Annotated in this window: 21 protein-coding genes and 1 pseudogene; 12 read left to right on the plus strand and 10 right to left on the minus strand. The window is 33.9% G+C overall.

Translation table 11 applies throughout. From position 1 onward, the window contains the following. Nucleotides 1-92 precede the first annotated feature (92 nt). From E0F76_RS09670 to E0F76_RS09680, 4 genes and pseudogenes are all read left to right on the plus strand, one after another. Nucleotides 93-617 (plus strand): GAF domain-containing protein, encoded by a 525-nt coding sequence (locus tag E0F76_RS09670; RefSeq protein WP_132004858.1) that lies wholly within the window; start codon nt 93-95, stop codon nt 615-617. 298 nt (nt 618-915) lie between these two features. Further along, nucleotides 916-1,200 (plus strand): hypothetical protein, encoded by a 285-nt coding sequence (locus E0F76_RS19665; RefSeq protein WP_246022028.1) that lies wholly within the window; start codon nt 916-918, stop codon nt 1,198-1,200. Between the two features lie 73 nt (nt 1,201-1,273). Further along, nucleotides 1,274-1,777 carry a serine hydrolase domain-containing protein gene (locus tag E0F76_RS19670; protein WP_246022029.1) on the plus strand — a complete coding sequence of 168 codons (504 nt, stop codon included), beginning with the start codon at nt 1,274-1,276 and terminating at the stop codon, nt 1,775-1,777. Nucleotides 1,778-2,090: 313 nt separating this feature from the next. Then, nucleotides 2,091-2,384, plus strand: a pseudogene (locus E0F76_RS09680) (ester cyclase); the annotation flags it as partial. A 37-nt stretch (nt 2,385-2,421) separates the two neighbouring features. On the opposite strand, the gene E0F76_RS09685 reads toward E0F76_RS09680, so the two are convergent. Beyond that, nucleotides 2,422-3,249 (minus strand): alpha/beta hydrolase family protein, encoded by an 828-nt coding sequence (locus E0F76_RS09685; RefSeq protein ID WP_132004864.1) that lies wholly within the window; start codon nt 3,247-3,249, stop codon nt 2,422-2,424. 412 nt (nt 3,250-3,661) lie between these two features. Here E0F76_RS09685 and E0F76_RS09690 point away from each other — a divergent pair, with 412 nt between their 5' ends. From E0F76_RS09690 to E0F76_RS09710, 5 genes are all read left to right on the plus strand, one after another. Further along, on the plus strand, nt 3,662-4,231 hold the full coding sequence (locus tag E0F76_RS09690) for a dihydrofolate reductase family protein (protein WP_132004867.1): 570 nt from the start codon (nt 3,662-3,664) through the stop codon (nt 4,229-4,231). Between the two features lie 652 nt (nt 4,232-4,883). Beyond that, complete coding sequence (locus tag E0F76_RS09695; RefSeq protein WP_132004870.1) at nt 4,884-5,921, plus strand: alpha/beta hydrolase; 1,038 nt, start codon at nt 4,884-4,886, stop codon at nt 5,919-5,921. 603 nt (nt 5,922-6,524) lie between these two features. Then, complete coding sequence (locus E0F76_RS09700) at nt 6,525-7,172, plus strand: hypothetical protein (protein ID WP_132004873.1); 648 nt, start codon at nt 6,525-6,527, stop codon at nt 7,170-7,172. Between the two features lie 165 nt (nt 7,173-7,337). Beyond that, nucleotides 7,338-8,114 (plus strand): ferritin-like domain-containing protein, encoded by a 777-nt coding sequence (locus tag E0F76_RS09705; RefSeq protein WP_132004876.1) that lies wholly within the window; start codon nt 7,338-7,340, stop codon nt 8,112-8,114. Nucleotides 8,115-8,134: 20 nt separating this feature from the next. Continuing rightward, a complete protein-coding gene (locus tag E0F76_RS09710) occupies nt 8,135-8,938 on the plus strand; it encodes a ferritin-like domain-containing protein (protein ID WP_132004879.1) in 804 nt (267 codons plus the stop codon). Nucleotides 8,939-9,519: 581 nt separating this feature from the next. On the opposite strand, the gene E0F76_RS09715 is transcribed toward E0F76_RS09710, so the two are convergent. After that, a complete protein-coding gene (locus E0F76_RS09715; RefSeq protein WP_132004882.1) occupies nt 9,520-9,798 on the minus strand; it encodes a transposase in 279 nt (92 codons plus the stop codon). A gap of 1,046 nt (nt 9,799-10,844) precedes the next feature. On the opposite strand from E0F76_RS09715, the gene E0F76_RS09720 reads away from it, so the two are divergent. After that, nucleotides 10,845-12,368 (plus strand): sodium/proline symporter, encoded by a 1,524-nt coding sequence (locus E0F76_RS09720; protein ID WP_132004885.1) that lies wholly within the window; start codon nt 10,845-10,847, stop codon nt 12,366-12,368. A 213-nt stretch (nt 12,369-12,581) separates the two neighbouring features. Here the strand turns inward: E0F76_RS09720 and E0F76_RS09725 are convergent, their stop codons facing one another. From E0F76_RS09725 to E0F76_RS19865, 4 genes are all read right to left on the minus strand, one after another. Further along, on the minus strand, nt 12,582-14,780 hold the full coding sequence (locus tag E0F76_RS09725) for a TonB-dependent receptor (RefSeq protein WP_132004888.1): 2,199 nt from the start codon (nt 14,778-14,780) through the stop codon (nt 12,582-12,584). Nucleotides 14,781-15,027: 247 nt separating this feature from the next. After that, a complete protein-coding gene (locus E0F76_RS09730) occupies nt 15,028-16,323 on the minus strand; it encodes a tetratricopeptide repeat protein (protein ID WP_132004891.1) in 1,296 nt (431 codons plus the stop codon). Between the two features lie 132 nt (nt 16,324-16,455). Then, nucleotides 16,456-17,007, minus strand: coding sequence for a DUF4331 family protein (locus E0F76_RS19860; RefSeq protein ID WP_132004893.1), 552 nt, complete (start codon nt 17,005-17,007; stop codon nt 16,456-16,458). Between the two features lie 23 nt (nt 17,008-17,030). Continuing rightward, nucleotides 17,031-17,681: a DUF4331 family protein gene (locus E0F76_RS19865; RefSeq protein ID WP_132004896.1), complete on the minus strand. Its 651-nt coding sequence runs from the start codon at nt 17,679-17,681 to the stop codon at nt 17,031-17,033. A gap of 247 nt (nt 17,682-17,928) precedes the next feature. Here E0F76_RS19865 and E0F76_RS09745 point away from each other — a divergent pair, with 247 nt between their 5' ends. Beyond that, nucleotides 17,929-18,459 (plus strand): RNA polymerase sigma factor, encoded by a 531-nt coding sequence (locus E0F76_RS09745; protein ID WP_132004899.1) that lies wholly within the window; start codon nt 17,929-17,931, stop codon nt 18,457-18,459. Beyond that, nucleotides 18,459-19,247: an anti-sigma factor gene (locus tag E0F76_RS09750; protein WP_132004902.1), complete on the plus strand. Its 789-nt coding sequence runs from the start codon at nt 18,459-18,461 to the stop codon at nt 19,245-19,247. The genes E0F76_RS09745 and E0F76_RS09750 overlap by 1 nt, the downstream gene beginning before the upstream one ends. 208 nt (nt 19,248-19,455) lie before the next feature. Here the strand turns inward: E0F76_RS09750 and E0F76_RS09755 are convergent, their stop codons facing one another. From E0F76_RS09755 to E0F76_RS09770, 4 genes are read right to left on the minus strand one after another with little or no spacing between them, the layout of a single operon-like run. Next, nucleotides 19,456-20,691: a peptidylprolyl isomerase gene (locus tag E0F76_RS09755; protein WP_132004905.1), complete on the minus strand. Its 1,236-nt coding sequence runs from the start codon at nt 20,689-20,691 to the stop codon at nt 19,456-19,458. Between the two features lie 40 nt (nt 20,692-20,731). After that, on the minus strand, nt 20,732-21,856 hold the full coding sequence (locus tag E0F76_RS09760) for a peptidylprolyl isomerase (RefSeq protein ID WP_132004908.1): 1,125 nt from the start codon (nt 21,854-21,856) through the stop codon (nt 20,732-20,734). Between the two features lie 16 nt (nt 21,857-21,872). Further along, nucleotides 21,873-22,529, minus strand: coding sequence for a gliding motility-associated peptidyl-prolyl isomerase GldI (gene gldI / locus E0F76_RS09765; protein ID WP_132004911.1), 657 nt, complete (start codon nt 22,527-22,529; stop codon nt 21,873-21,875). 6 nt (nt 22,530-22,535) lie between these two features. After that, on the minus strand, nt 22,536-23,540 hold the full coding sequence (locus E0F76_RS09770) for a DHH family phosphoesterase (protein WP_132004914.1): 1,005 nt from the start codon (nt 23,538-23,540) through the stop codon (nt 22,536-22,538). Between the last annotated feature and the right edge of the window lie 36 nt (nt 23,541-23,576).

The raw sequence follows: 23,576 nt of genomic DNA on the forward strand, positions 1-23,576 counted from the left end.
ATTAGTGGTAGAAATCGCCTCCTTTAACAAGCTTGAATTTGTTAGCAAAGATTTTGAGAAACATTTTAAATAAAATTTCATTAACTTTGAATATGGAACCAAGATTAGAAAATAAAAGACTAGAGAGTTTATATAAGTATGAAATTCTTGACACTCCCCCAGATGGTTATTTTGACGAAATAACGTCATTGGCAACGGAAATATTTAATGTGCCAATTGCAATAATTACTCTTGTTGATACTGACAGAATTTGGTTTAAATCATCCTACGGACTTGATGTAGAGGAAATACCAAGAAATTCTGGTTTGTGTAGTTCAGCAATTATGTCTCCAGATATTTATATCGTCGAAGATGCTCGAAAAGATCCTCGAACACTTGCAAATCCATTAGTTGCTGGTATAATGGGATTACAATTTTACGCGGCTGCTCCGTTACGATCTTCTGATGGTTATAATTTGGGCACAGTGTGTATAATTGATATAGAGCCCAGAAGTATGAATGCCCAAGAATCAGCCATACTTAGGCAACTCTCAAGAATTGTAATGTCTCAATTTGAGTTGAAACTTCAAGCAAGACTACTGTTAAAGGAGATCCAGAAAATTAGTGCTAATAACTAGAAATTCTTAGCTAACCGCAGTATACAAAAATGGCGAGTTTTGGACTTAATTTAAAGGTGGTTTAGTACTTGTAAAGTCAGTGATTAACCGAAAGTTTAGGCGCCTTTACTCCGCCACATCCCCAGGCCGCCAAATGTCAAACTGTCTAAAAACCTCGATTTGTAGTTTTTGTTATCGGAATCCTATCTTTGAAAAATATCAATTACGAATTTCTCAGCGACTTGCATTAGGTATATAGACAAACTGACATTAACGGTAATTTATAAACGACACCGCAAAATTGAACGACATCTACAAAATGAAAAAACAATTAGTACCACTTTTGTTTTTCCTGACAACTTTTTCTGCTTTTGCACAAGTTGACAATAATTCAGACTTCCATAAAACCATTCTTTCAAAAGATAGTTTGCTTTTTGAGTTGGGTTTTAATCATTGCGACCTCAAACACTTTGAAGTTTTACTCAGCGAAAATCTAAAATTTTACCGCGACAAAGACGGAATTTCTGATAAAAAAAAATTTCTTTACGACTTAAAAAAGGACTTTGCAAAAATCCAGAAACCCGACAATTCAATAGGTTTTTAGTAAAAGAAAGTAGTGAAATATTTCCACTTTCAAAAATGGTGTTATTTATGGTGCTGTTCAAAATGGAGAACACATGTTTTCTGAAAAACGAGAAAGTCAAGCTGGAATGGCTAAGTTCACAAATGTTTGCCAATTAGAAAATCGTGAATGGAAATTAGCGACCTCATTTAGTTTCGTACATCAAGCATATGAAAATAGAAAAAATAAAACACCAAATGCAGCGGATGATTTATTGACTACTATAGAAGATTACGGCAATTTTTTAGTAAGTGGGATGAATAGTGATGCATGGACAAAAAAGTTATTTGCTGAAATGACTACAGACCAAGTAGCAAGTACAAAAGGTAAACATTTTGATTTAGGTTTTGAAATTTATGATTTAGGTAATGGAGAATTTGCATTGTCTCACGGCGGTTCTGACTATGGCGTTCAAACTATTTTTTTTATTTTCCCAAAATCAAAGAAAGGACTATTGATTTTCACCAACTCTGACACAGGAGTAAGTCTATACGAAAATTTGTTGAAACATTATTTAGGCGAAAACGGACAAAAAGGAATTGACATTGAAACGAAATAAAAACTACCGCCAAAAGTAGTTTGTTGCAACTGCAAATGGAAATAAAATTGGAATCGATTTTCTGCTAGAAAATGTTTATCTTATTAAAAGAGAATTAGTCCCTCGTTTTACAACTGCTGCTGGAGACAAGAGGTTAGTATTCATTTCTTGATATTATAAACAATTAAATACTTAGATAATGACAAAAGAAACTAACAAACAGTTTATGAACTCTTTTATAGAGGAGGTCATTAACAGACAAAATCTGGATGCAATTGATAAAATGGTGTCAGTAGACTTTATTTAATTTGAACCCTTCCCTGGTCAAAGTCCAAGAAGAGAAGGACTTAAATTTGCTATAAACTCAATGCATATCGGATTTCCTGATAAGAATTGGACAATGCTTGAACAAATTGCAGAAGACGAAAAGGTAGTCAGTCGATTTGTATGGAAAGGAACACATAATGGAGTTTTTATGGGTATTCCTCCTACCAATAAAAAAGTTGAAGCTTGGGGAATGGTTATCGATGTGCTGAGAAATGAATTATTTTCGGAAAGCAGGATAATTATGGATACTATTGGGTTGTTACAACAATTAGGTGTAATGCCCGAACCTCCAAGGCAATGAAAAATTAGTGCTATTGAAAGTGGGGAATGTTAAGCCGTTATAAAGAGGCAAAGAATTTTGTAATTTGGCTCAAGGCATTTTGCAGATCATCAGGTAAATCGGAACTCGTGTACGGATGGGATGCACCAAAAACATGATTGGCATCTTCAATAATAAAGACGGTACAATTGGGGAGGTTTTTTACCAAATTTACTTCCGAAACAGGAACCGCCTCATCTTTTCCACCTTGGATAAAAAGAAATTTTCGTTTATCGGATTTCAGTAAATTTCGGATATCCAATTTGTCTTTTATTTTCTGTGTGTTTTCGACCAATTGATAATACATCGGCATTTTTTGATTTGTTCTTCCGTTGAGGACAAATTTCACTCCTTTTTCTTTCCATTGGGTATCTTTCGCTTTTCCATATCGAGCTATGGGGTCTAGCACTCCAGCTAATGTGGCGCAAGTACTAATTTTTGGATGTGCCAACGTATACGCCAGAGCCGTTGCTCCACCTTTAGAATGCCCTATTAAAAATAGTTTCTCAAAATCGATGCAGTCTGCAAAACTTTCCTTTTTTAGTTTGACTATCAAAGCCTCGATATCCAAAAGTTCTTTTTCAAAATTATTCCTACCAAAGGCTTCTAAATCTACAAAATCCATTGGATGCTCCGGGGAGGTGCCGTTATGAGAAAAATTGAATTTTACAAATTGAAACCCGTTTAGCACAAAGTAATCCGCCATCAAGTTGAATGCGCCCCAATCTTTGAATCCATTGAATCCATGACAAAATACCACGAGTGGTCGCTTTTGGTTTTGGGTACATTGAATATCGTAATTTGCTAATTTACCTTCGGCACCAATATATATTCCTTGCTGTTTCATAAATCAATTATTTTATAAAAATAAAGATCAGTACACAAATATAGTACAATTAACGTCAAAGATCATACATGAAGTATCAAGAAAAAATACAGAACCCATCGCGCAGTTTAATAGAATCTAGGGCTCTATTATTAAAATATTTTTGATTCTAGATAAACGTTTCTTGATTTAATATTTTTGTGATTGAAGTGTAATTATAATGTTTGAAAGGCGGATAAATAGAACAACAATAGCTACAATAAATATAATTTATCAAGTGTTAACTTTAGTTTAAAAATCGTTTTTTTATCGTATTTTCGTTTAGATGAAACAGCCGTTTTCAAGCTTGTGAATGGGCCTAAGGTGTGAAAAAAATAGCAGTCATTATAAAAGGAGTGTATCAATCTATAGACAACAATAAAAAATAGAAATAATGAGAAAAATAATTTCATTTATGCACATTTCACTTGACGGTTTTGTATCAGGACCGAACGGAGAAATGGACTGGATAAAAGTGGATGAAGAAATTTTTGATTATGTCGGTAAGCGGATAAGCGAAGGCAACACGGCATTATATGGACGAGTAACTTATCAGATGATGGAAAATTATTGGCCTACCGCAGCTGACAAGCCGACTGCGACCAAGCACGACATTGAACATTCAAAATGGTATAGCAAAGTTCATAAAATTGTTTTATCAAAAACAATGAAAGATGCGGGTTTGACTAACACAAAAATTATTGGCGAAAACCTTTCGAACAACATTAATGAAATAAAAAATCAGCAAGGTCAAGACATCTTGCTTTTTGGTAGCGCGACTGCAACACATTCACTTATTCAACAGAACTTAATAGACGGCTACTGGCTTTTTGTTAATCCAATTATTCTTGGAAAAGGCATTCCTTTGTTTGTAGACATCAAAGACAAAATAAAACTAAAACTATTGACCACTCGACAATTTACTTCTGGTGTAACTGAACTGAATTACACAGTCGACAAATAATGACAACGAACCGCTAACAAATCCTACAAGAAATTAGTGGTTCATTAGTTAAAAAAGGTTTTTTACTTCATATCAAATTCAGTGCTTTCAGACGGTTTAATCCTTCGAAATCAGCTTATCGTGTACTTGATTAATATGAAATTTAGTTAGGATTTTACCAAAATAATTGGCAATAAAACCAAACTACAAAAGTGATTTTTCAAAAAGAGCTGTTTGAAAGAGCTGTTTGAAAGAGTTGTTTGAAAGAGTTGTTTGAAAGAGTTGTGCTTTTTTTTAAAAGGAATTTCTTTTCATAGTCAATGACCAAACGCAGTTAATTTTTTGTTAATTATCTGTAAACCAAATTGATGAGTCGTTTTTTTTTATAAATTTAATCTTCGAAAAAAAAACCAAAAGTAAAAAGGAAACAGCAAAAAGATACTTCCATCAAAAATTTGGATTTTTATGTGATGTCTACTTAATTTTTGAAAAAAAATGCTTGAAAAGCCAAAATCGATCCTAGTAATGCCATTTAATCTTTGAAAACACCGTAAAAAAAGTTTTGTGTAGAATTCATATCCTGTAATTGAATGTTACAAAAAGCTCTGATTTTTTATTCCATTGAATTTATTTGCAGATTGTATCTCTACCATTATATTTTAAAACACATAATATGAAATCAAAACTAAAAAAAGTCGGGACATTATTATTAGCGATTGCTTTTTCTGGTGAAGTAGCTGCACAAACAAAAGATGCTTCACAAGATCCGCACATTGAAAGCAATATCAAAGTGTTTCTGAAAGTCCTTAATTCAGGAACTGGCAAGCCTATAGAACAATTGCCACCTAAAGAAGGTCGAGCAGTGCTGAGTGGCTTACAATCATCTGTAAAAGTTGATATGTCTGGAATAATTGTTACCGAGAAAATAATTGTTGTGGATGGTCAAAATATTAAACTAAACATCATTAAACCTGAAAATGCAAAAGGCACATTGCCGGTATTTATGTTCTTCCATGGTGGTGGTTGGGTTCTTGGAGATTTTCCTACCCATCAGCGAATGGTTAGAGATTTAGTGGTGGAATCTGGCGCAGCGGCAGTATTTGTTAACTATTCACCATCTCCTGAAGCTCATTACCCGGTCGCTATTAATCAAGCGTATAATGCTACAAAATGGGTAGCTGAACATGGAAATGAAATTGGAGTTGATGGAAAACGACTAGCAGTTGCAGGCAACAGTGTTGGAGGAAACATGGCTACGGTGGTTGCAATGATGGCTAAAGAAAAAAAAGGGCCGACTATTAAATTACAAGTTTTATTTTGGCCCGTTACCGACGCTAATTTTGAAACAGAATCCTATAACTTATTTGCCAAGGATCGATTCCTGACTAAAAATTTAATGATGTGGATGTGGGACAATTATACAACTGATCCCAAAGAACGTAAAGAAGTTTATGCCTCTCCTTTGCAAGCTACAAGCAGCCAGTTGAAAGGATTGCCGCCAGCATTGGTGCAAACTGCACAAAATGATATTTTAAGAGATGAGGGCGAAGCGTATGCCCGAAAATTAGACGAAGCAGGGGTGAAAGTTACTGCAACACGTTATAATGGAATGATCCACGATTGGGGGTTGTTAAATCCAATAAGTACAATTCCCGGAACTAAATCAGCTTTATTACAAGCAGCTTCAGAAATAAAGAAGGCATTAAAATAGAACTTGATTTTGTAACGATGGCTAAATACAAGTTTTAATAAATTACTTTGGGGCAAGCTCAGGTAGTAATCTACCAAAAGTTGACTTTTTAGTTTGATGAAAACCCAGGTTTTCAAACTTTCCTTTTTCAAAGCAGAGCTTCCAGAATTAAACTAAATGTGATTGAAAACACGAAAAAACGAGTTATCAATAAAGTAGCTATTTGAAAGAATCGTTTTTTTTTCCAGAAAGAATACCTTAGAAAAGACAACGATATAATGTTAATTTACACTAAGAAAAATAAAAACTCCGAAAGGAAATTGGAATGAGCAGAAAGATAGTTCAAGTAAAAATTTGAAATTTTAGTTCCCATAACCTGATTTTTGAAAAAAAGCTTAAAATCCCAAATCTAGCTTAGTAAAAAAGATTAAGTATACAAAATTATTGCAGGGCATTAGTCACCTGTTCTATGAAATTGCCTAACCTTTATCAATTCCAAAGCAACCAATACCGCCGACGAAGATATAATATAGAGGGAAGATTTGTGCTCCAGTTAAAGTCACAAAATAAAAGTGTAAATAATTTTTAAAATAGTATTCACAAACAATAAAAAAAACACCCAAAATGAAAAAAGCAGTAGCGATTCTTTCGCTGATTCTCATAGCAGGATTGGGAAAATTATCAGCACAGGATAATAAAATGTCTAAAGATAAAAAAGTCATCATGATGCCCGATTTAAATGGCTGGCCAGAAGCCTCACGTATGGCGGTAAAAGAAATCACGGACAAATACGGCAAACCCGATGGTATCACAAAAAACGAGCTGATTTGGATGAACAAAGGCGTTTGGAAAAAAATCTGCATTAATAAAAAAGAAACCAAACATAATTTCCCCATTGAGCATACAGACATGATGCAGACTACCATAAGCTACAAAGTGCCCATGGATATAATGGGCGAACTCGCTAAATTTGATGGAAGCGTGACATTTGACCGTACACAAGGAACCATGAGCGCACGCTGTGATAAAGAAGGAAATAACTTTTTAGCATTAAATCTGGCTCATGATATTATTACAGGCAAAAAATCTGTTGAAGAAGCACGAAAAGCATATGGAGATATTGTAAAAGAAAAAATGAATGGAGGGAACCCAATTTATATGCAAAAACTTTCTTTTTCAACACAGGAAAACACCGCCGATCCCGACATAAATACCACAGGATTGACCAAAGAAGATGTAATGAAGAAAATGAAAAAAAACGGGGGAAAATGAGTGAAATTATAAACAATAATTAATAGCAAAAGTTTAAACTTCGACAAATAATTATAATCCTAATCCATTTGAGTGTTATTTATTTAAGATTTAATATTCCCAAACCTAATACACCTACTACAATCATTTATTAATACCATTAATAACCTTTTAATTATGTAAATTATGAGAAATGTAGTAAAGATTCAAGAAGTACAACCTTCCTTGACAGACCGGAGGAAATTCCTCAAGATTAGTGGACTCACTATTGTGGGCACAGGTTTATTGTTAGCGGGTTGTAATAATGACGAGAATGTCATTGCAAGTGCTAGCAATAGTAATTTAAAATCAAAATATGGTGGTGGTCATTTCCCTGGCATAAAAGATGGTGTATTTGATTTAGGGGGGAACGATTTAGGTGTCTTGACCTATGCGTATGCTTTGGAACAATTAGAGGCCGATTTTTATACTAAAGTCGTAAATGCCAATGGTTTTACAACAAATTTTACAGCTGAAGACCAACAGGTGCTGACTGATTTGTACCACCATGAAGTCATTCACCGAGAATTCTTCAAAGCGGCTTTGAGTGGTGCTCTTCCAAATCCAACAAGCCAATTACTTCCTAATTTAGCTTTTGATTATGGAAGTTTAAATTTCAGCAATCGCGATCAGGTTCTAGCTACTGCTAAAGCCCTAGAAGATACAGGAGTTGCAGCTTATAACGGCGCAGGAAGATTAATCTCAAACCCTGGTTATTTGCTATTAGCTGGAAAAATAGTTTCTGTTGAAGCGAGACATGCCTCTGCGATAAGAAGTCTAATCAACCCTAACTCTAAAGATTTTGCTGGAGATGATGTGGTTAATCCTACAACAGGACTTGACGTAAAGAAAAATCCTTCAGAAGTACTTGCAATAGCAGGGGGATTTATCACAACTAATTTTACCGCCTTATACTTACCATAAACCATTTAATTATAGAAATTATGAACATATTAAAATTTATAGAGTCTTTTGCTAATGAAAGTTTAATGCAAAATAAAGGCTCCAGAAGAGAAAGTTTTGGACAATTTAGTCAATTGGGGAAAAATTTAGCATTGGCGTCCATTCCATTCGGACTGTCATCGTTGACAAATTCTGCCTATGCAGCAGATATTACCCCAACGCCAAGTACGCCAATCGGCGCCCTGCAACTTGCTCTGACATTAGAATACCTAGAAAAAGAGTTTTATATTATGGGCTTAGAATCGGGTGTTATCCCTAAAGGTGGAAGAGATGAAAAAGTTTTCATGCAGATTTCTGACCATGAAACAGATCATGTTAGTTTTTTAATCAATGGATTAGGTGGGATTGGAAGCCCGAATTTTGTAGCAAAGCCTACTTTTGACTTTACAGTTGGCGGAGCTTTTGCCCCGTTTAATGATTATCCAACGTTTCTGGCTTTGGCACAAGCTTTTGAAGACACAGGCGTACGAGCTTATAAAGGACAAGCCGCAAATTTAATTTCAACACCTGATTTATTGACAGCGGCTTTGCAAATTCACTCGGTTGAAGCTCGACATGCTTCTGAAGTAAGAAGATTACGGGGACTCAAAGGTTGGATTACATTAAATGAAAGAGGAGCAGGAATGCCGGCAGCGACTCAAGCTGTTTATAACGGTGAAGAACTTACAACCCAAGCAGGTTATAACACAGCCGCATTATTTGGTGCAGCTGCAGGATCAGAAGCTTATGACGAGCCATTAACAACCCAAGAAACGGTTGCTATTGCCAATTTATTTATTGTGTAAGTAAAAGTTATCCAGGTTAAAAAAACATCTGCATTCATTTTTATAGGGTTCTTTTTATTTATTTAATTTATTAAAAAAATAAAAAACTGGCCCAAAATAAAAGAGCGATACTTAATAAGTGCGCTCTTTTGTTATTATGCGAAAAGTAATATCACCGAAAAGATCCCTGTTTACGAACTTATGTTTTTATAATTATATGAAAATAAAATGTCTACTGTATATTTGTATTATTTGGAAAATAACTTAATAGAAATAGAAAAGTTCGCTATTCAAAGGGTTTAAGAAATAAGAGAATCCAATAATCTTACCTAAGAACAACTAACTCTAAAATTAAATAAAGACATCAGTTTTACAGGTGATACTCATTCATCTTATAATAATGCTAAGGATAATATTAAGTATTTAAATGAAATAGCTAAAATTTTTAATTGTTCTCCAAAAGATTTCTGGCCTGATAAGGCGTTGTGAAAACTATTATTATAGCTATAAAAAAAATGCTGAGAGATAGTAATGGTGGGAAGAAATTTCGACCACTTATGTTTTAAAGACTTTTGAGGGATCACCACCTGAAAATGCAATCATTATTCCAGTAATAAGTTCCTTATTTCCAAATCAAATCTTCTTTTAGCTTTTTTATAACCAGGATTATTGGCCTTTTTATAGATCAGAGCAAACATTACCACATTCAAGGTCATGTAAATCATAACTTCTATTCCGTTTTTTCTGAGCGAGACAAGATATCTGACATTTAGTTCTTGTTTGATGAATCTAAAAAACACCTCGATATCCCATCTTCTTTTATAATAATCAGCAACTTCTTTGATGGTAAGTTCAAAATCATTAGTAAGAAAATAAAACACTTTTAACTATTGTTCAGGAAATTCAAACGCGCAAAAAATAATTGACAAAGTTACGAGAAATGAAGCATGATCAGCAGGTTCTTTGGAGACAACTCCCATGGATTACTCCAAATTTCTAGCAAAAATAATTGAATTGAACTCACATAACTCTGCTATTACCAAACTTATGTTCGCACCCAATATTCGGATTAATTCAAAGAAACAATTCGGACTAGAGTCATTGGAAAAAACAAACGAAAATGTTAGTATAGGTTTAGATTATCGTCTGGGTTGGGGTATTTTAAAAGCGTGTTATAGATAAGGATATTTCAAAGAGGGACATGGAGAATGCTTTCAGCATTATTCAATTCTAATTCCAGAAAAGCATCTTGGAATTCTATTAATGTCTAATAGAGATAATGCAGAGAGTATCTTTAAGAAAGTGCTGGAATTGGGAATTAGAGGTGTTTACACGCCTTGGTACTGGGAAGATTCTATTCCATATGACATGAAATAGAATATTTAAAACACATTTATGAGGTTGTTTTTTCTGCTTTATTGTAATCAAGGACTTTTTTGAAGAAAAAACAGCTATTCGTGTTCTTGCTAAAAATGAAGTTCAGTTGGGGTTTTACCAAAATACGGGGCTATAAAACCAAACGACAAAAGTGATTTTTAAAAGTACTTTGACTTTTTTCTTTGAGCAAAAAGCTGCGCTCAAAACAGTGGATTAGTTCTGCCATCTATTGAACTTCGCATTTGGTATTCCTAGTAATTTTGATTTCTCTTAACACATCAGGATGCTTTGTGGTAGTCCTACTAATGAATTTTAATTGGATAAAAAATTAAAATTTAGAATAATGTTCACGAGAGTTTAGTCCAATTCAAGTAAGCAAGAATTGGGCTTTTAGCTGACTTTGAAAATAGTTTTGTAGTTGAGTGAATTTGGATTAACCGAAAATTAAGCCTATTTTGGGATCAAACCACTTTTAGCAAGGAACTACTATTTGCAAATAATTGCTATCGCTAAAGAATTACAATCTACACAGGAATATTAAAAAAAAACTATGATTACAAAAATTATCGTCCTCGCAATTTATGTCGCTATTTTATTTTTAATCGGAATTATTGCTTCGAGGAGAGTCAAAAGTATGAGCGATTATTATGTTGGAGGAAAAAACATGGGCTTTTGGGCTGTTGCTTTTTCTGCCAGAGCTACCGGCGAATCGGGATGGTTATTAATTGGCCTTACTGGAATGGGCGCCATGGCTGGCTATTCTGCCTATTGGGTTGTAATTGGAGAATTGCTTGGCGTTTTTATTTCATGGCAATTTATGGCCAAACGATTCAAAAGGCTATCTGACGGTTATAAAGCCATCACCATACCAGATTATCTTGAAAGTCATTTTAAATCATCGACAAATAGCCTTCGAATTATATCGGCTTCAGCCTTGGTTATTTTTGTTGTTATTTACGTCGCATCCCAAATGGATGTAACGGGAATTGCATTCGAATCGATGCTTGATATTGACTATCGGATTGGTGCTCTAATTGGTTTTGTAATTGTGCTGATTTATATTTTTATAGGTGGATTTGTTGCGGCTGTTTGGTCAGATATGTTTCAGGGGATTTTAATGTTTCTCGGATTGGTTTTACTACCCATAGTGGTTTGGTTCTCTATGGATCACGGAACTGGAATCACCGAAGGTTTGAATGCTATTGACCCAAGTCTAACGCAAATTATGGGCAAAAGTGATGATGGATTGATGAATCTATTTACGCTACTTGGTTTCTCCATGATTGGATTGGGATTCTTAGGATCACCCCAAGTTTATGTTCGGTTCATGTCTATTAAAAACGAAAAAGAGATTGATAAAGGAAAATGGGTCGCCTTGCTTTTTACCCTTTTTACCGATGCCGCAGCTGTGACGATTGGTATTTTGGCTCGAATTTATTTTACAACCGAAGGCCAGGATCCAGAAGTAGTTTTAGGGAATGGTGGGGAAGATGTTTTAAGCATGATGACCCACGAATTCTTACCTACAATTCTTGTGGCAATCTTCATTGCCATAGTGCTTTCAGCGATTATGTCTACAATTGACTCGCTTCTCATTATTGCATCTAGTGCTATTACACGTGACTTTTACCAGAAAATATTCAGACCTGATTTAAAAGATGAAGATTTAACCAACCTTTCTAGAATAGTAACCGTCATAATGGCATTAGCAGCACTGGGCATCGCCATTCTTTTATACAACTTGTATCCCGATAGACAAGTCTTCTGGATTATGATTTTCGGATGGTCAGGAATTGCTGCCACTTTTTGTCCCGTTATCATTCTATCTCTTTTTTGGAAAGGCTATTCAGAAAAAGGAGCTATTGCCTCCATGATTACCGGTTTTATGTCTGTGATACTATTCAAGTTTGTGGTAATAGATATTGAAGGAATAGGCATCTATTTAAAAGAATTAGATGTTTTAGCACCCTCTTTTGCCTTAGCAATGATCGCAGGATATATCGTTTCGAAAATATTCCCTACCAAGAACAATGATTCAACCCTATTAGAAGCAGAGGAAAAATGTGAAGAATAAAAGGTTCCAGTGCTGTATTTAATTTCAAATAACAAGGAGAAAAGTTACGGTTAAGATAAATTCAGTACAGGAATAGAAGACTACTTGAGCAATTCTTATCTTTTTAGTAGTATTTAAAAAGCTCAATGGCGTAAACCATTGAGCTTCCTAACAACGATAATAGAGGAATTAAACAACAAAATCCATATTTCTATTATCAAACAAAAACAAAATTTAAAATTTATAGGCTATTTTTCCTTTTAAGAAAAATGGGGTTCCAGGTGTAAAATGAATCTCTTCGACACCGTTTGGTTCCTTTTGCAATCTTGATTCTGTAGCAAATTGAGTTTCTTTCCATTTAGTATTAAATAGATTTTGCACCGCTATTCCAAAAGTGATGTTTTGATATTCATAATTTAGGTTTACATCCGTAATCATGTAACCCTTGGCTACAATTGAATTGTCTTCATTTGCAGGACGATCATCTAAAAAACGATAATGAATGCCTCCAGAAAAACCTTTTAAATTAGTAATGCTTATACCCGCAGTTGTTGTAAAACTTGGCGCTAGTGGAATATAATCTTGTCCATTACCTTCGTCAATTTTTCTTCCGTGAGCATAATTGGAATCAAAATCAGCAAACAGCCAAGATGCCAATTGATATCGTAATCCTAAATCAAATCCCAATCGTTGTGATTTTCCGCTTGGTTCTACAATTCCTGCATCGCCAACATAAACAAATTCTTGTTGCAAATACAAATACCAAATTGCCGAATTAATCAATAATTTAGGAAATGGTTTGAAAATTGTTCCAATATCAGCACCAAATGCTGTTGGCAAAATCTCTTTCGATTTCTGCGTTACGACAACTCTTGCATCGTTGGAATGAAAACCAAGACCCGATTTTAAATAGAATTGTACATTGTTATTTGCAGTATAAATAAAATTCAGTTTAGGCGAAAACTTCATTTTAATTTCGCTTTGAGATCCAAATGCAGCTGCTAGTTTATCTTGATACTCTAATTTAAAATAATCAATTCGGATAGCCGGATTGATTTTTAAATTACCCAATTCTAACTCTGCATTGAGATAAGCAAAAATATTGGTTTCGTTGATGTCTCCCAATTTCAACTGTTCTAATGTTGTGTACCTACCTAAGGTGTGTGACAACTCGGTATCTTTTGTAGCATCGGCTCGAAGTCCAAAACCCAATTGATATACCGAATTATTGATTTTCTTATTTAGTTCCGAATTAAAGCCATATATAGTTCGATTCTCTTTTTGACGAATTTGATCGCCGTTTATTGGATCTTCTAAGAAAAAAGTAAAATTAGAATACAATTCAAAATTGTACTTAGAAAAAAACACATTGGATTTTATAAAAGTATTTTCATCAATTCGCTTTAACAAACTAGTATTCACATTCATTCTGGAAGTTATTCCACCTTCGGTAGCATCTACTGCGCCAAATCTTGAAATCGTTCCATCATCAACCAATCGTTGGGGAATTTGACCTGAAGCATTCCACTTGCTTGAAAAGTTGGATGCAATAACCGATAATTTACTATTGTCGGCTAGAATCGCTGTGTATTTTGCAAACACATTAATTCTTGAGAAATCTTGTGGTGTTTCGAATGGACCGTCGGTCATAATATATTCAGTGGCCAAATAAGCATTTTGATGCTTATTTTTATCCATTAGATTAAAAACTCCAACCGTTCTAAAACTATTGAACTGTCCCGCTTCTATACTAACACTGCTGTTTTCTACACGATCACGAGTTTTAAAATCAACATAACCTGCTGTGGCAAAATCCCCTTTGTTGGCATAGTAGGTTCCTTTTCCGTAATCTATTTTTTCTACCGTTTCCGGAATCACAAAATGCAGATCGGCATAGCCTTGTCCGTGTGCATGAGAGGGCATATTTACAGGAATCCCATCGACTGAAACGGCTATGTCAGTTCCGTGATCAATATCAAAACCGCGTAAAAAAAGCTGTTCTGCCTTGCCGCCACCAGCATGTTGACCTATGAATAATCCTGGTACTTTTCGTAATATTTCCTGTGACGAATTTACGGGTGTCGTTTGTAAATCCATTTTCGAAATGACATTCATAGCATTCAATTTAGGCTGAATCACAACTCCTTCTAAATTGTAAATTCCATTGTCTAAAACAATAATCAAATCACTAGAAGTTAGTATGTAGCTTTTCTTTTTAAACCCTAAAGAAGAAACTTTCAATACATCACCAATAGTCGTCTTATCGATTGTAAAACTTCCAAACTCATTGGTATGAGCGTGTGTTTGCGAATTATCATTGATGATATACGCATTCTCAATAGGATTTCCTATGGAGTCTCTAACCAACCCTTTTTGAGTTTGCGCATAGGTCGAAATCAAGAAAAGAAAAAAAATGGGGCTATATAATTTCATGAAATTGGATTTGAAATAAAAAATTTAGAAAACAGAGGCTTATAAATTGAAATACTTTAAATCTGAGTGCTGTTTTTTTTAAAGTTGATTTGAAATTGGTTTTAAAATCCTGCAAGGTTTCCAAAACTATGTAAGTATTTTTTGGTGTATCCTAATACCTACAAGGTCGAAAAAAGACCTTGCAGGAAAAGTATAAATTACAATACACTGACATTTAAAGACTTATAAAATTTTATACTAACTGAGTTTACAAACTAATTATTTTCTTTTCCAAATTGGGTCCTAATTCAAAAGTGCTTTTTAGCAATTCTGTTTTAATGGGTGCGATTGCTTCCTTTTTATTATTGGCTTTATAAATGGTAGCTAAATGATAATTTAGTTTGGGTTCAAATGATTTTCCAGCGACATGTTTTTCTGAAATAGCCAATGCTTTTTTGGCATCACCAAGTTTATAATAAGACCAAGCTAATAAATCATAAGAATCAGGTGTTGGCCTGTGATCAATTTCAATTTTAGCAATTTCAAGTGCTTTAGCTGCAGTCGATTTGTCTTCTGCATACAATAAGGCATTGTATTTATTATACATGGCACCATAATTAATTGTTTGGAGCATATTGAAATAAGACGCTAAATTTTCTTTTTGGGCGGTATCGTTATTTTCATATTCAGCGATTTGTGCTTTGAGCAAATAAAAATCAGGGGTATGATGTCTTTGTGAAATCACATCAATAATTCTATTCGCCTCGACTGAGTTTTTTTCATAAGAAAAAGCAATCCAAGCAATTCCTTTGAGGGCATAAGTGTTGTTGGGATCTTCAGCTAAGGTTTTCAAATAATAGTCATAGGACTTTTGAATATTTCCATCATGTCCATTCAAATCTCCAAGGTTGGAATACGTCCAGATTTTCAAGGATTTATTATCGTTTTTGACAGCTACATCATTTGCTTTTTCCATTAATGAAATGGCTGTTTTCAAATCGCCCAAATGATCGTTCCATTTAGAAACGCGAATCAGATAATCAAAGTCGGAACTATCTGTGAGTGCTTTCAAATTTTTCTCAGCATTCTTATAATCTCCTAATTCCATTTGAACATCAAAAAGAAGTTTTTGAGTTTCTTTCATTCCTTCTCCAATTTTCAAAGCTTTGTTTGCTAAAACTAAAGCTTCCTTAAAACGATGTTGAGAAATATAATTTCTGCCTAAAGATCGAATTGTACCTACTTTGGTATAATGATAGGTTTCATTCGATTTTAGCAATAATTCTGCCGCTTTATATAAGTATTTGACATTACCTGTATTTTCAAAAAGCTTCGAATAATTAGATGCCAAAAGACTCAAATAACTGATTTGTTCTGGGTCTTTATCAAACTTTTGTTGCCAAAAATCAATTTCGCCTTGAGCAAAATCACGTGGTTTATTGTCCTTTACATATAAAAAGTCGTTGTAATCTGTTTGAACAATGATGTTTTTATTTTTTTCATTACAACTCAACACCGTAAAAGATGCCAGTAGTAAGACGAATATTTTTGATAGTGTTTTCATTTTGTAGTTGTTTGTTTGTTTGTTTGTTTGTTGTTGCTATTGCAATTGACATTACAATTGATATTGATATTGTTGTTGTTGTTGTTGTAAAATATCAGAGCGCATTTCCCAACACGCTCTGAAATAATGATTTTACCAAGCAGAAGCTAAGTATGGAAATCCAGCAGTAAAATCTTTGTCATTTTTATCTACATGATCAGAAGTAAGTCCAGCATTAGAACCACCTGTTGGACCACCAAAAATTAAAAGTAATTCTACATCAATTACATCATCGGCAAGAGCACGTCCAGTAAGGATATTTGTTCCGTCAAAAAAAGTAGTCTTTTTCGTTTTATCAACACCTAAAACATCGGTTGCCAATAAACCTGTCAATTGTGCAGCAGTTTGTCCCAATGCATTAGTAGTATAATTAGCGTTTAAAGCCATTAATCTCGATTGAAAAACTCCTTGATAAGAAGCGCCCATTTTAGTAGGAATAGCCGAATTAAAAGCATCTTTTGGCGCCCCTGAAGCTATAAAAACCGTATTGATAGCTGGTCTAGCCATTTGATCTTGTTGTATATAAGTTCCTGAAAAATCAAGGCTCGCAGCATCCATCGAATCTCCTTTGTTGTCACAGCTTACAAATACTGCTGCTACTGCAATTAGAGATAATTTTACTAGTGTAATTTTATTTGTTTTCATCTTTTTTGTCTTTAAATTTTAAATTATTGTTTTTTCTTAGTTTCTGCCCAAACATTGATTGTAGCTGAAGAACCTAATAATGATTTTGGTACTTCAACAATTGTTGCTAATACATTAGTACCCGCAAAAGTGTCTGTACCAGGGTTATTAAATCCAGGTGCTGATCCTGCTAAAATTGAATTAAAACGACCTAAGTCAAAAAAGAAGGGATCGTCTCTTGGTCCGGCAAAAAATTTCATTCCGTTTTCAGTAGCAATAATTGGTGCACTACCGTATTTAGAAATGTCAACACTTCCTGACATGGCATTTGTTTTTACCATACTTGAAATACCTGGAGTTCCTGGAGCAACTGGGCCAAAGAAATACATTTTGTTATTTCTTTTGATCGCTTGAATCACTAAATCTTCTACATTGTCACCATTGTTATCAATGTTAATTTCTATCATTACGTTTTCATTAAATGCAGCTGAAGCTGTTGCATTTGGAGTCAATAAACCTTGAGTGTTTACCACAAATACCATATTATTGGTGTCTTGTCCTTGAAAAGCATATACATCTGTAATGTCCGCCGCATTACCTGTTACCGCTGGAGCATCTGCGTGATCCGCTGCCATAAATACTAGACCTGTAATCGTTATTAACGATAGACCTAATGCAATTTTTGATTTTTTCATGATTATAAAATTTAATTGTTTATAAATGGATTTACGAAGAAGCTTTCGATATGGTTTTAAAAAAAGTTAAAAAAATCAAAATTATTTTTTAAATAACTGATTTAGAGTCTGGTAAAAAATAACTATTTTATGATATTTTTATATTTTGAAAAGGTTAAAACCAAACATCAAAAAAAATCACTATTTTTAAAACCAAAGAAGGAATTCTATCGTATATGTTCATAACAAAAACAAAAAACAAATGATAATGACTCAAGAAGAATTAATACCGTTGATCCTAAATAAGGATGAACGTGCGTTTACATTACTGTATGACATGTATTCGAAAAGTTTATTTTCGGTAATTTCCAATCTATTAAAAGAAACCGAAGATGCCGAGGACACTTTACAAGAAGTATTTGTAAAAATCTGGAAAAGTATTGATTCCTATAGTGCAAGCAAAGGACGATTGTATACTTGGATGTTGAATATAGCTCGAAATTCGGCTATTGATAAATTACGTTCTAAAGGATTTAACAACAGTAAAAAAAACCTATCTGACGAAAATTTCGTAAATCTATTAGAAGACAGCAACAATCAGAACAATAGGATCGATACTATTGGGATTCTTGAATTTGTAAAGAAGTTAAAACCAAAGTGTGTTCAAATTATCGAATTATTATTCTTTCAAGGATATACACAACAAGAGGCTTCGGACGAATTGGAAATTCCGCTTGGAACTGTTAAGACTCACAATAGAAATTGTATAAATGATTTAAGAACTTATTTAAAAGTATAATGGATACAAAACAATATATAGACTCCGGTATTTTAGAACTTTATGTGTATGGTTTACTCAGCGAGACTGAAAACGATGAAGTGAACCAAATCGCCAAAGAAAATCCCGAAATTGAAAAAGAAATTATTTCAATAGAAAAAGGAATCGTGAATTTATCGACTAGCTTTTCGCCGTTTTTATCTTCTGAGAATTTTGAAAAAATCAAAGCCAAATTAGGTTTGAAATATTCGAAAGTAATCGAGATGGAACCTAAAAGCTCTTGGTCGAAAAATATAGGTTGGGCTGCAGCTGTGGCTCTTTTATTGGGAATTGGTTATCAGTACACCCAATTGTCAGACAGCAATAATCAGACAATAATTGCTCAAAAAGAAAAAATGATTTTGCAAGAAACCGTAAGTGGTTTAGAATTAAAAACTAAAGAATCCCAAATGGCTCTGGCTATTGTTCGTGATACAAAAAACAGCGTAATCCAGTTGGCTGGTCAAGCGGTTTCACCTCAGTCATCGGCAAAAATTTATTGGAACAAAGAAACGGAAGTGGTTTATGTAGATGCTACCGGATTACCTGAACCTCCAAAAGGCAAGGTGTACCAAATTTGGTCTCTAAAGTTACAACCGCAACTTACCCCAACCAGTATTGGATTATTGTCTGATTTTAGAGCTAATGATTCAAAAATATTTGCTGTAGAAAAAACATCGGATGCCGAAGCTTTTGGAATTACATTAGAACCAGCTGGTGGAAGCAAATCGCCAACAATGGAGCAGTTATATACTTTAGGGAAAGTGTAAAAAAATGAGTTAGATAACTGGACAAAAGTCCAGTTATCTATAATACTTAACTCTAATAGATAGTGTTGTATTGGATATCAACTCGTTTCAGATAAAATCAACAGCTTTTTAATCTACTATTTTGACCATTAAAAACCTTAAATAAAAAACCCGACAATTTTTAAAAATTGTCGGGTTTTTTTAGGTAAATTATTTTTTTCTAAGTGAATTATTTAGCTTCCGATTTCAGTTGAATCATTTCAATCTCAAATATAATAGTTGCATTTGGAGGAATCACACCACCAGCACCAGTTTCACCATAAGCCAAATTTGAAGGGATAAATAGTATGGCTTTGTCTCCATAAGAAAGCAAGCCCAATCCTTCTATAAATCCAGGAATCATACCGTCTTTTTTTCCTGCTTCAAAAGGGAAGGGACGGTATCCGCCTTGAGCATCTCTATTGGAGTCATATTTACCATAAGCTTTACATACCTCTGGATAATTACTGTCAAACATATTTCCGTCTTCAAAATAACCAGAATAATTAAAATTAAAAGTGGTTCCATCGGCCGGTTTTGATCCAGTTCCTTTTTGCGTGATTTTATAAATTAAACCAGATGGAGTAGTTGTAGCAGTAGCTTTAATACCTGATAAATAAGCCGATTTAGCAGTAATTACACTTGCATATTTTACTTCGTACATTTTTTTAGCTTCAGCTTCAGCATCGGCTTTTTTCTTATTGTTTTCAACTTCTAATAAAGCTTGTTTTTTTTCGTCTTCTCCTTTATTGGTAAAATAATCCGAAAATACTTTTGCTGCATCAAATTGTTTTGCCAAAGTACCAATTTTTGAAATGGTTACTTTTAGTATAATATCGTCTTGTTTTATCAAATTCACAATATCCATTCCTTTAGTAACATGACCAAAAATGGTGTGCCTTCCGTTTAACCAGGGGGTTTCTTTGTGCGTAATAAAAAATTGACTTCCATTTGTTCCAGGGCCAGAATTGGCCATTGCAAGTATGCCTCCTTTTTCAAATTTAAGATTATCTGTAAATTCATCTTTAAAAGCATATCCTGCACCTCCTGCACCAGTTCCAGATGGATCCCCACCTTGAATCATGAAATCAGCAATTACTCTATGGAATTTCAATCCATCATAAAATGGTTTTCCTTTTAGTTTTTCATCGGTTACAAAGGTGTTTTTTCCTTCCACAAGTGAAATGAAGTTGGCCACTGTAACAGGTGTTTTTTGGAATTCTAATTGAAGTACAATTGTCCCTTTGTTCGTTAGAAAAGTTGCAAAAATACCTTCAACTGCTCCTGTTGGTTTTGCAGCGGGTTTGGTAGTTGTAGTAGGTTTAGTAGTTGCAGCAGGTTTTTTTGCAGCCACTGGTTTTTTACCAGTTTGGGCCTGAATATTCAACATTCCCAAAAATAAGAATAATAAGATTTTAGATTTCATTCGGATAAATTTTAAGGTCTAACTTTTTTAAATTAATAGTTTATTTAGGTAAATTTTCAAGTAATTCAATTTCAAAAATGATATTGGCATTCGGCGGAATCACTCCTCCAGCACCAGCTTCTCCATAAGCTAATTTAGAAGGGATAAATAACACTGCTTTGTCACCAAAAGATAATTTTTCTAATCCTTCGATAAATCCTGGAATCATTCCCTCTTTTTGTCCAGCTTGAAAGGGGATTGGTTGGTATCCTTTTTGTGCTGCTCGGTTGGGGTCTAATTTTCCGTAAGCTTTGGCAATTTCCTCAATACTTGAATCAAACATCGAACCGTTTTCTAAATATCCAGCATAATGAATGTAAATATTACTGTCTTTAACAGGTTTCTTACCACCACTTTTTTTGGTAATCACATATTGCAAACCCGATGGTGTTTTTTTAGCTTTGGATTTTAAATCAGAAAAATAAGCTACTTTTTGGTCAAAAAGTGCTTTGTATTGCTCATCTAAAACTCTTTGGTTTTCAGTAGCTATCTCCAATTTTTTCTTTTGATTTTTAGCTGCTACAACGAAATAATCTTGAAATGTTTTTACAGCATCAAACTTTTTGGCTGCTTCACCATTACGGATAATAGTGATGTTTTTGATATAATTATCTTGTTCGATTTTGTTTACTGTTTCCATTCCGTTTTGAACTACATGTCCAAAAATAGTATGTTTATTGTCAAGCCAAGGAGTTTCTAGATGAGTAATAAAAAACTGACTGCTGTTAGTAGCAGGACCATTATTTGCCATTGCTAATACACCGCCTTTGTCAAATTTAAGATCACTAAATTCATCTTTGAACTTGTAACCTGCATCACCAGAACCTGTTCCTAAAGGATCGCCAGCTTGAATCATAAAATCTTTAATGACTCTGTGGAATTTTAAACCATCATAAAAAGGTCTGTTTTTAAGATTTTCATTAGTAACAAAAGTGTTTTTTCCTTCGGCTAATGTCACAAAATTAGCCACTGTGATGGGCGCTTTTTGATAATTCAATTGAACAATTATAGTTCCTTTATTGGTCTCGATTTTGGCATATAAACCATCAGGAAGATTGTGGTTGTCTTCTTTGCAAGAATAGAAAGAAGAGAGAATGATAAATAAGAAAAGAATGCTTTTTTTCATTTTTTATATTTTAGACTTAATTGGTTACGCTGTCTTTGTGTTCATTAATAGGTTCATTTTGTATTTCGGTATTGTTTGCGTCTAATTTTGCAGCTTTTTTTAATTGGATTTCTTTGTCAAATGCTTCTTCTGAAATAAAATTAAGTAAGTATATTGTACATATTAAAGGTTGATTTGGACCTATCTTTTTCTCATCGCCATGAAAGCCATAAGCAACATGTGATGGAAACAAGAAAGTTACTTTTTCGTTTTTATGCATCAATTTGATTCCATCCCTGATTCCGGCCATTATATTTTGTTTGTCAACGGCATAAGTTTGGGGTCTCAATTCAAGTTCTGAATAGATGATGTTTCCTTTTATATCTTTTATTTCATAATTAAAAAAAGCGATATCTCCTTTTTTAGGTTTTATTGTATCTATTTTATTTTGAATGATATAGGTGTACCAATAGCCTTTTTTTGAAGCTAAGTATTTTATTTTAGGATTACTTTTTATAACGGAGTCAATTTTCCCTTCTTCTCCAGCAATAATTTTCTTATTACGCTCAATTGATTTTTTTATAAAAGTGCCTGAAGCTTGTGACAAAGGTCTTCTGGCTTCTTGACTGTGTTTGCAACTGGAAGCAAAAAATGCAACAAGGAATACAAAAAGAATAAGTTTAAAATATTTCATAATACCTTATATTATTAGTTTAGACACTAAATTTTCAAATTTCCGAATTGTTTCTTCCATCGAAATATCTGATTTTCCTCCAGCTGCATTGCGATGACCACCACCATTAAAGTGTTCTCTAGCAAATAAATTGACATCAAAATTACCTTGCGAACGGAATGAAATCTTGATAATTTTTTCTTCGGCATTTTCGATAAAAATAGCCGTGAAAACAATTCCTTTTATGCTTAATCCATAATTTACAATGCCTTCTGTATCTCCTTTAATATAATTAAAAGAGTCTAACTCAGCTTGTGTTAGCGTGATATAGGCCGTTTTATGTTCAGGCATCACTTTCATGTTTTGCAATGCTCTACCTAACAATTGTAATCTTTCATAAGAACTGTTGTCATAAAGTAACGTTGGAATTTCGGTATTTTCGACACCTAAGTCAATTAAATCGGCTATTATTCTATGTGTTGTTCCAGTAGTTTTTGGAAAACGAAATGAACCAGAATCGGTCAAAATTCCTGTATAAATACAAGTTGCAATGGTTTTATCTATTGTGGCTCTTTTTCCTAGAGAGGATATAAAATTATACAACATTTCGCAGGTAGAACCAAAAGAAGTATCCGAATAAGTATAGGCTGCATAAGAATCGGGTGATTGATGGTGATCGATCATTATAAAGGGAGCAGAAAGTTTGTTCAGTACATTTTCCATTTCGCCCACACGGTGCAAAGCGTTAAAGTCTAAAGTGAATATTAATTCTGCTTCTTCCAATATCTTAGTGCAATTCTTTTTGTCTTTTTCAAATATTTTAACCGTTTCTGAGCCTGGCATCCAAGCTAAAAAATCAGGAAATTCATTTGGAGAAACAACAATAGCTTGGTGATTGTATTTTAGTAAAAAATGATACAATCCAAGAGTTGATCCCATGGCATCGCCATCAGGACTACGATGCGGAATAATGGCAATTTTTTTTGGAGTGGATAACAATTCTTGTATCGCTTGTATGTCTTGTTTTTTCATAGGTTGCGAATTTACATTTTTTTAATCTAATGTTGA

Origin of the sequence: Flavobacterium cellulosilyticum, assembly GCF_004349355.1 — a bacterium.
Lineage (GTDB): Bacteria > Bacteroidota > Bacteroidia > Flavobacteriales > Flavobacteriaceae > Flavobacterium > Flavobacterium cellulosilyticum.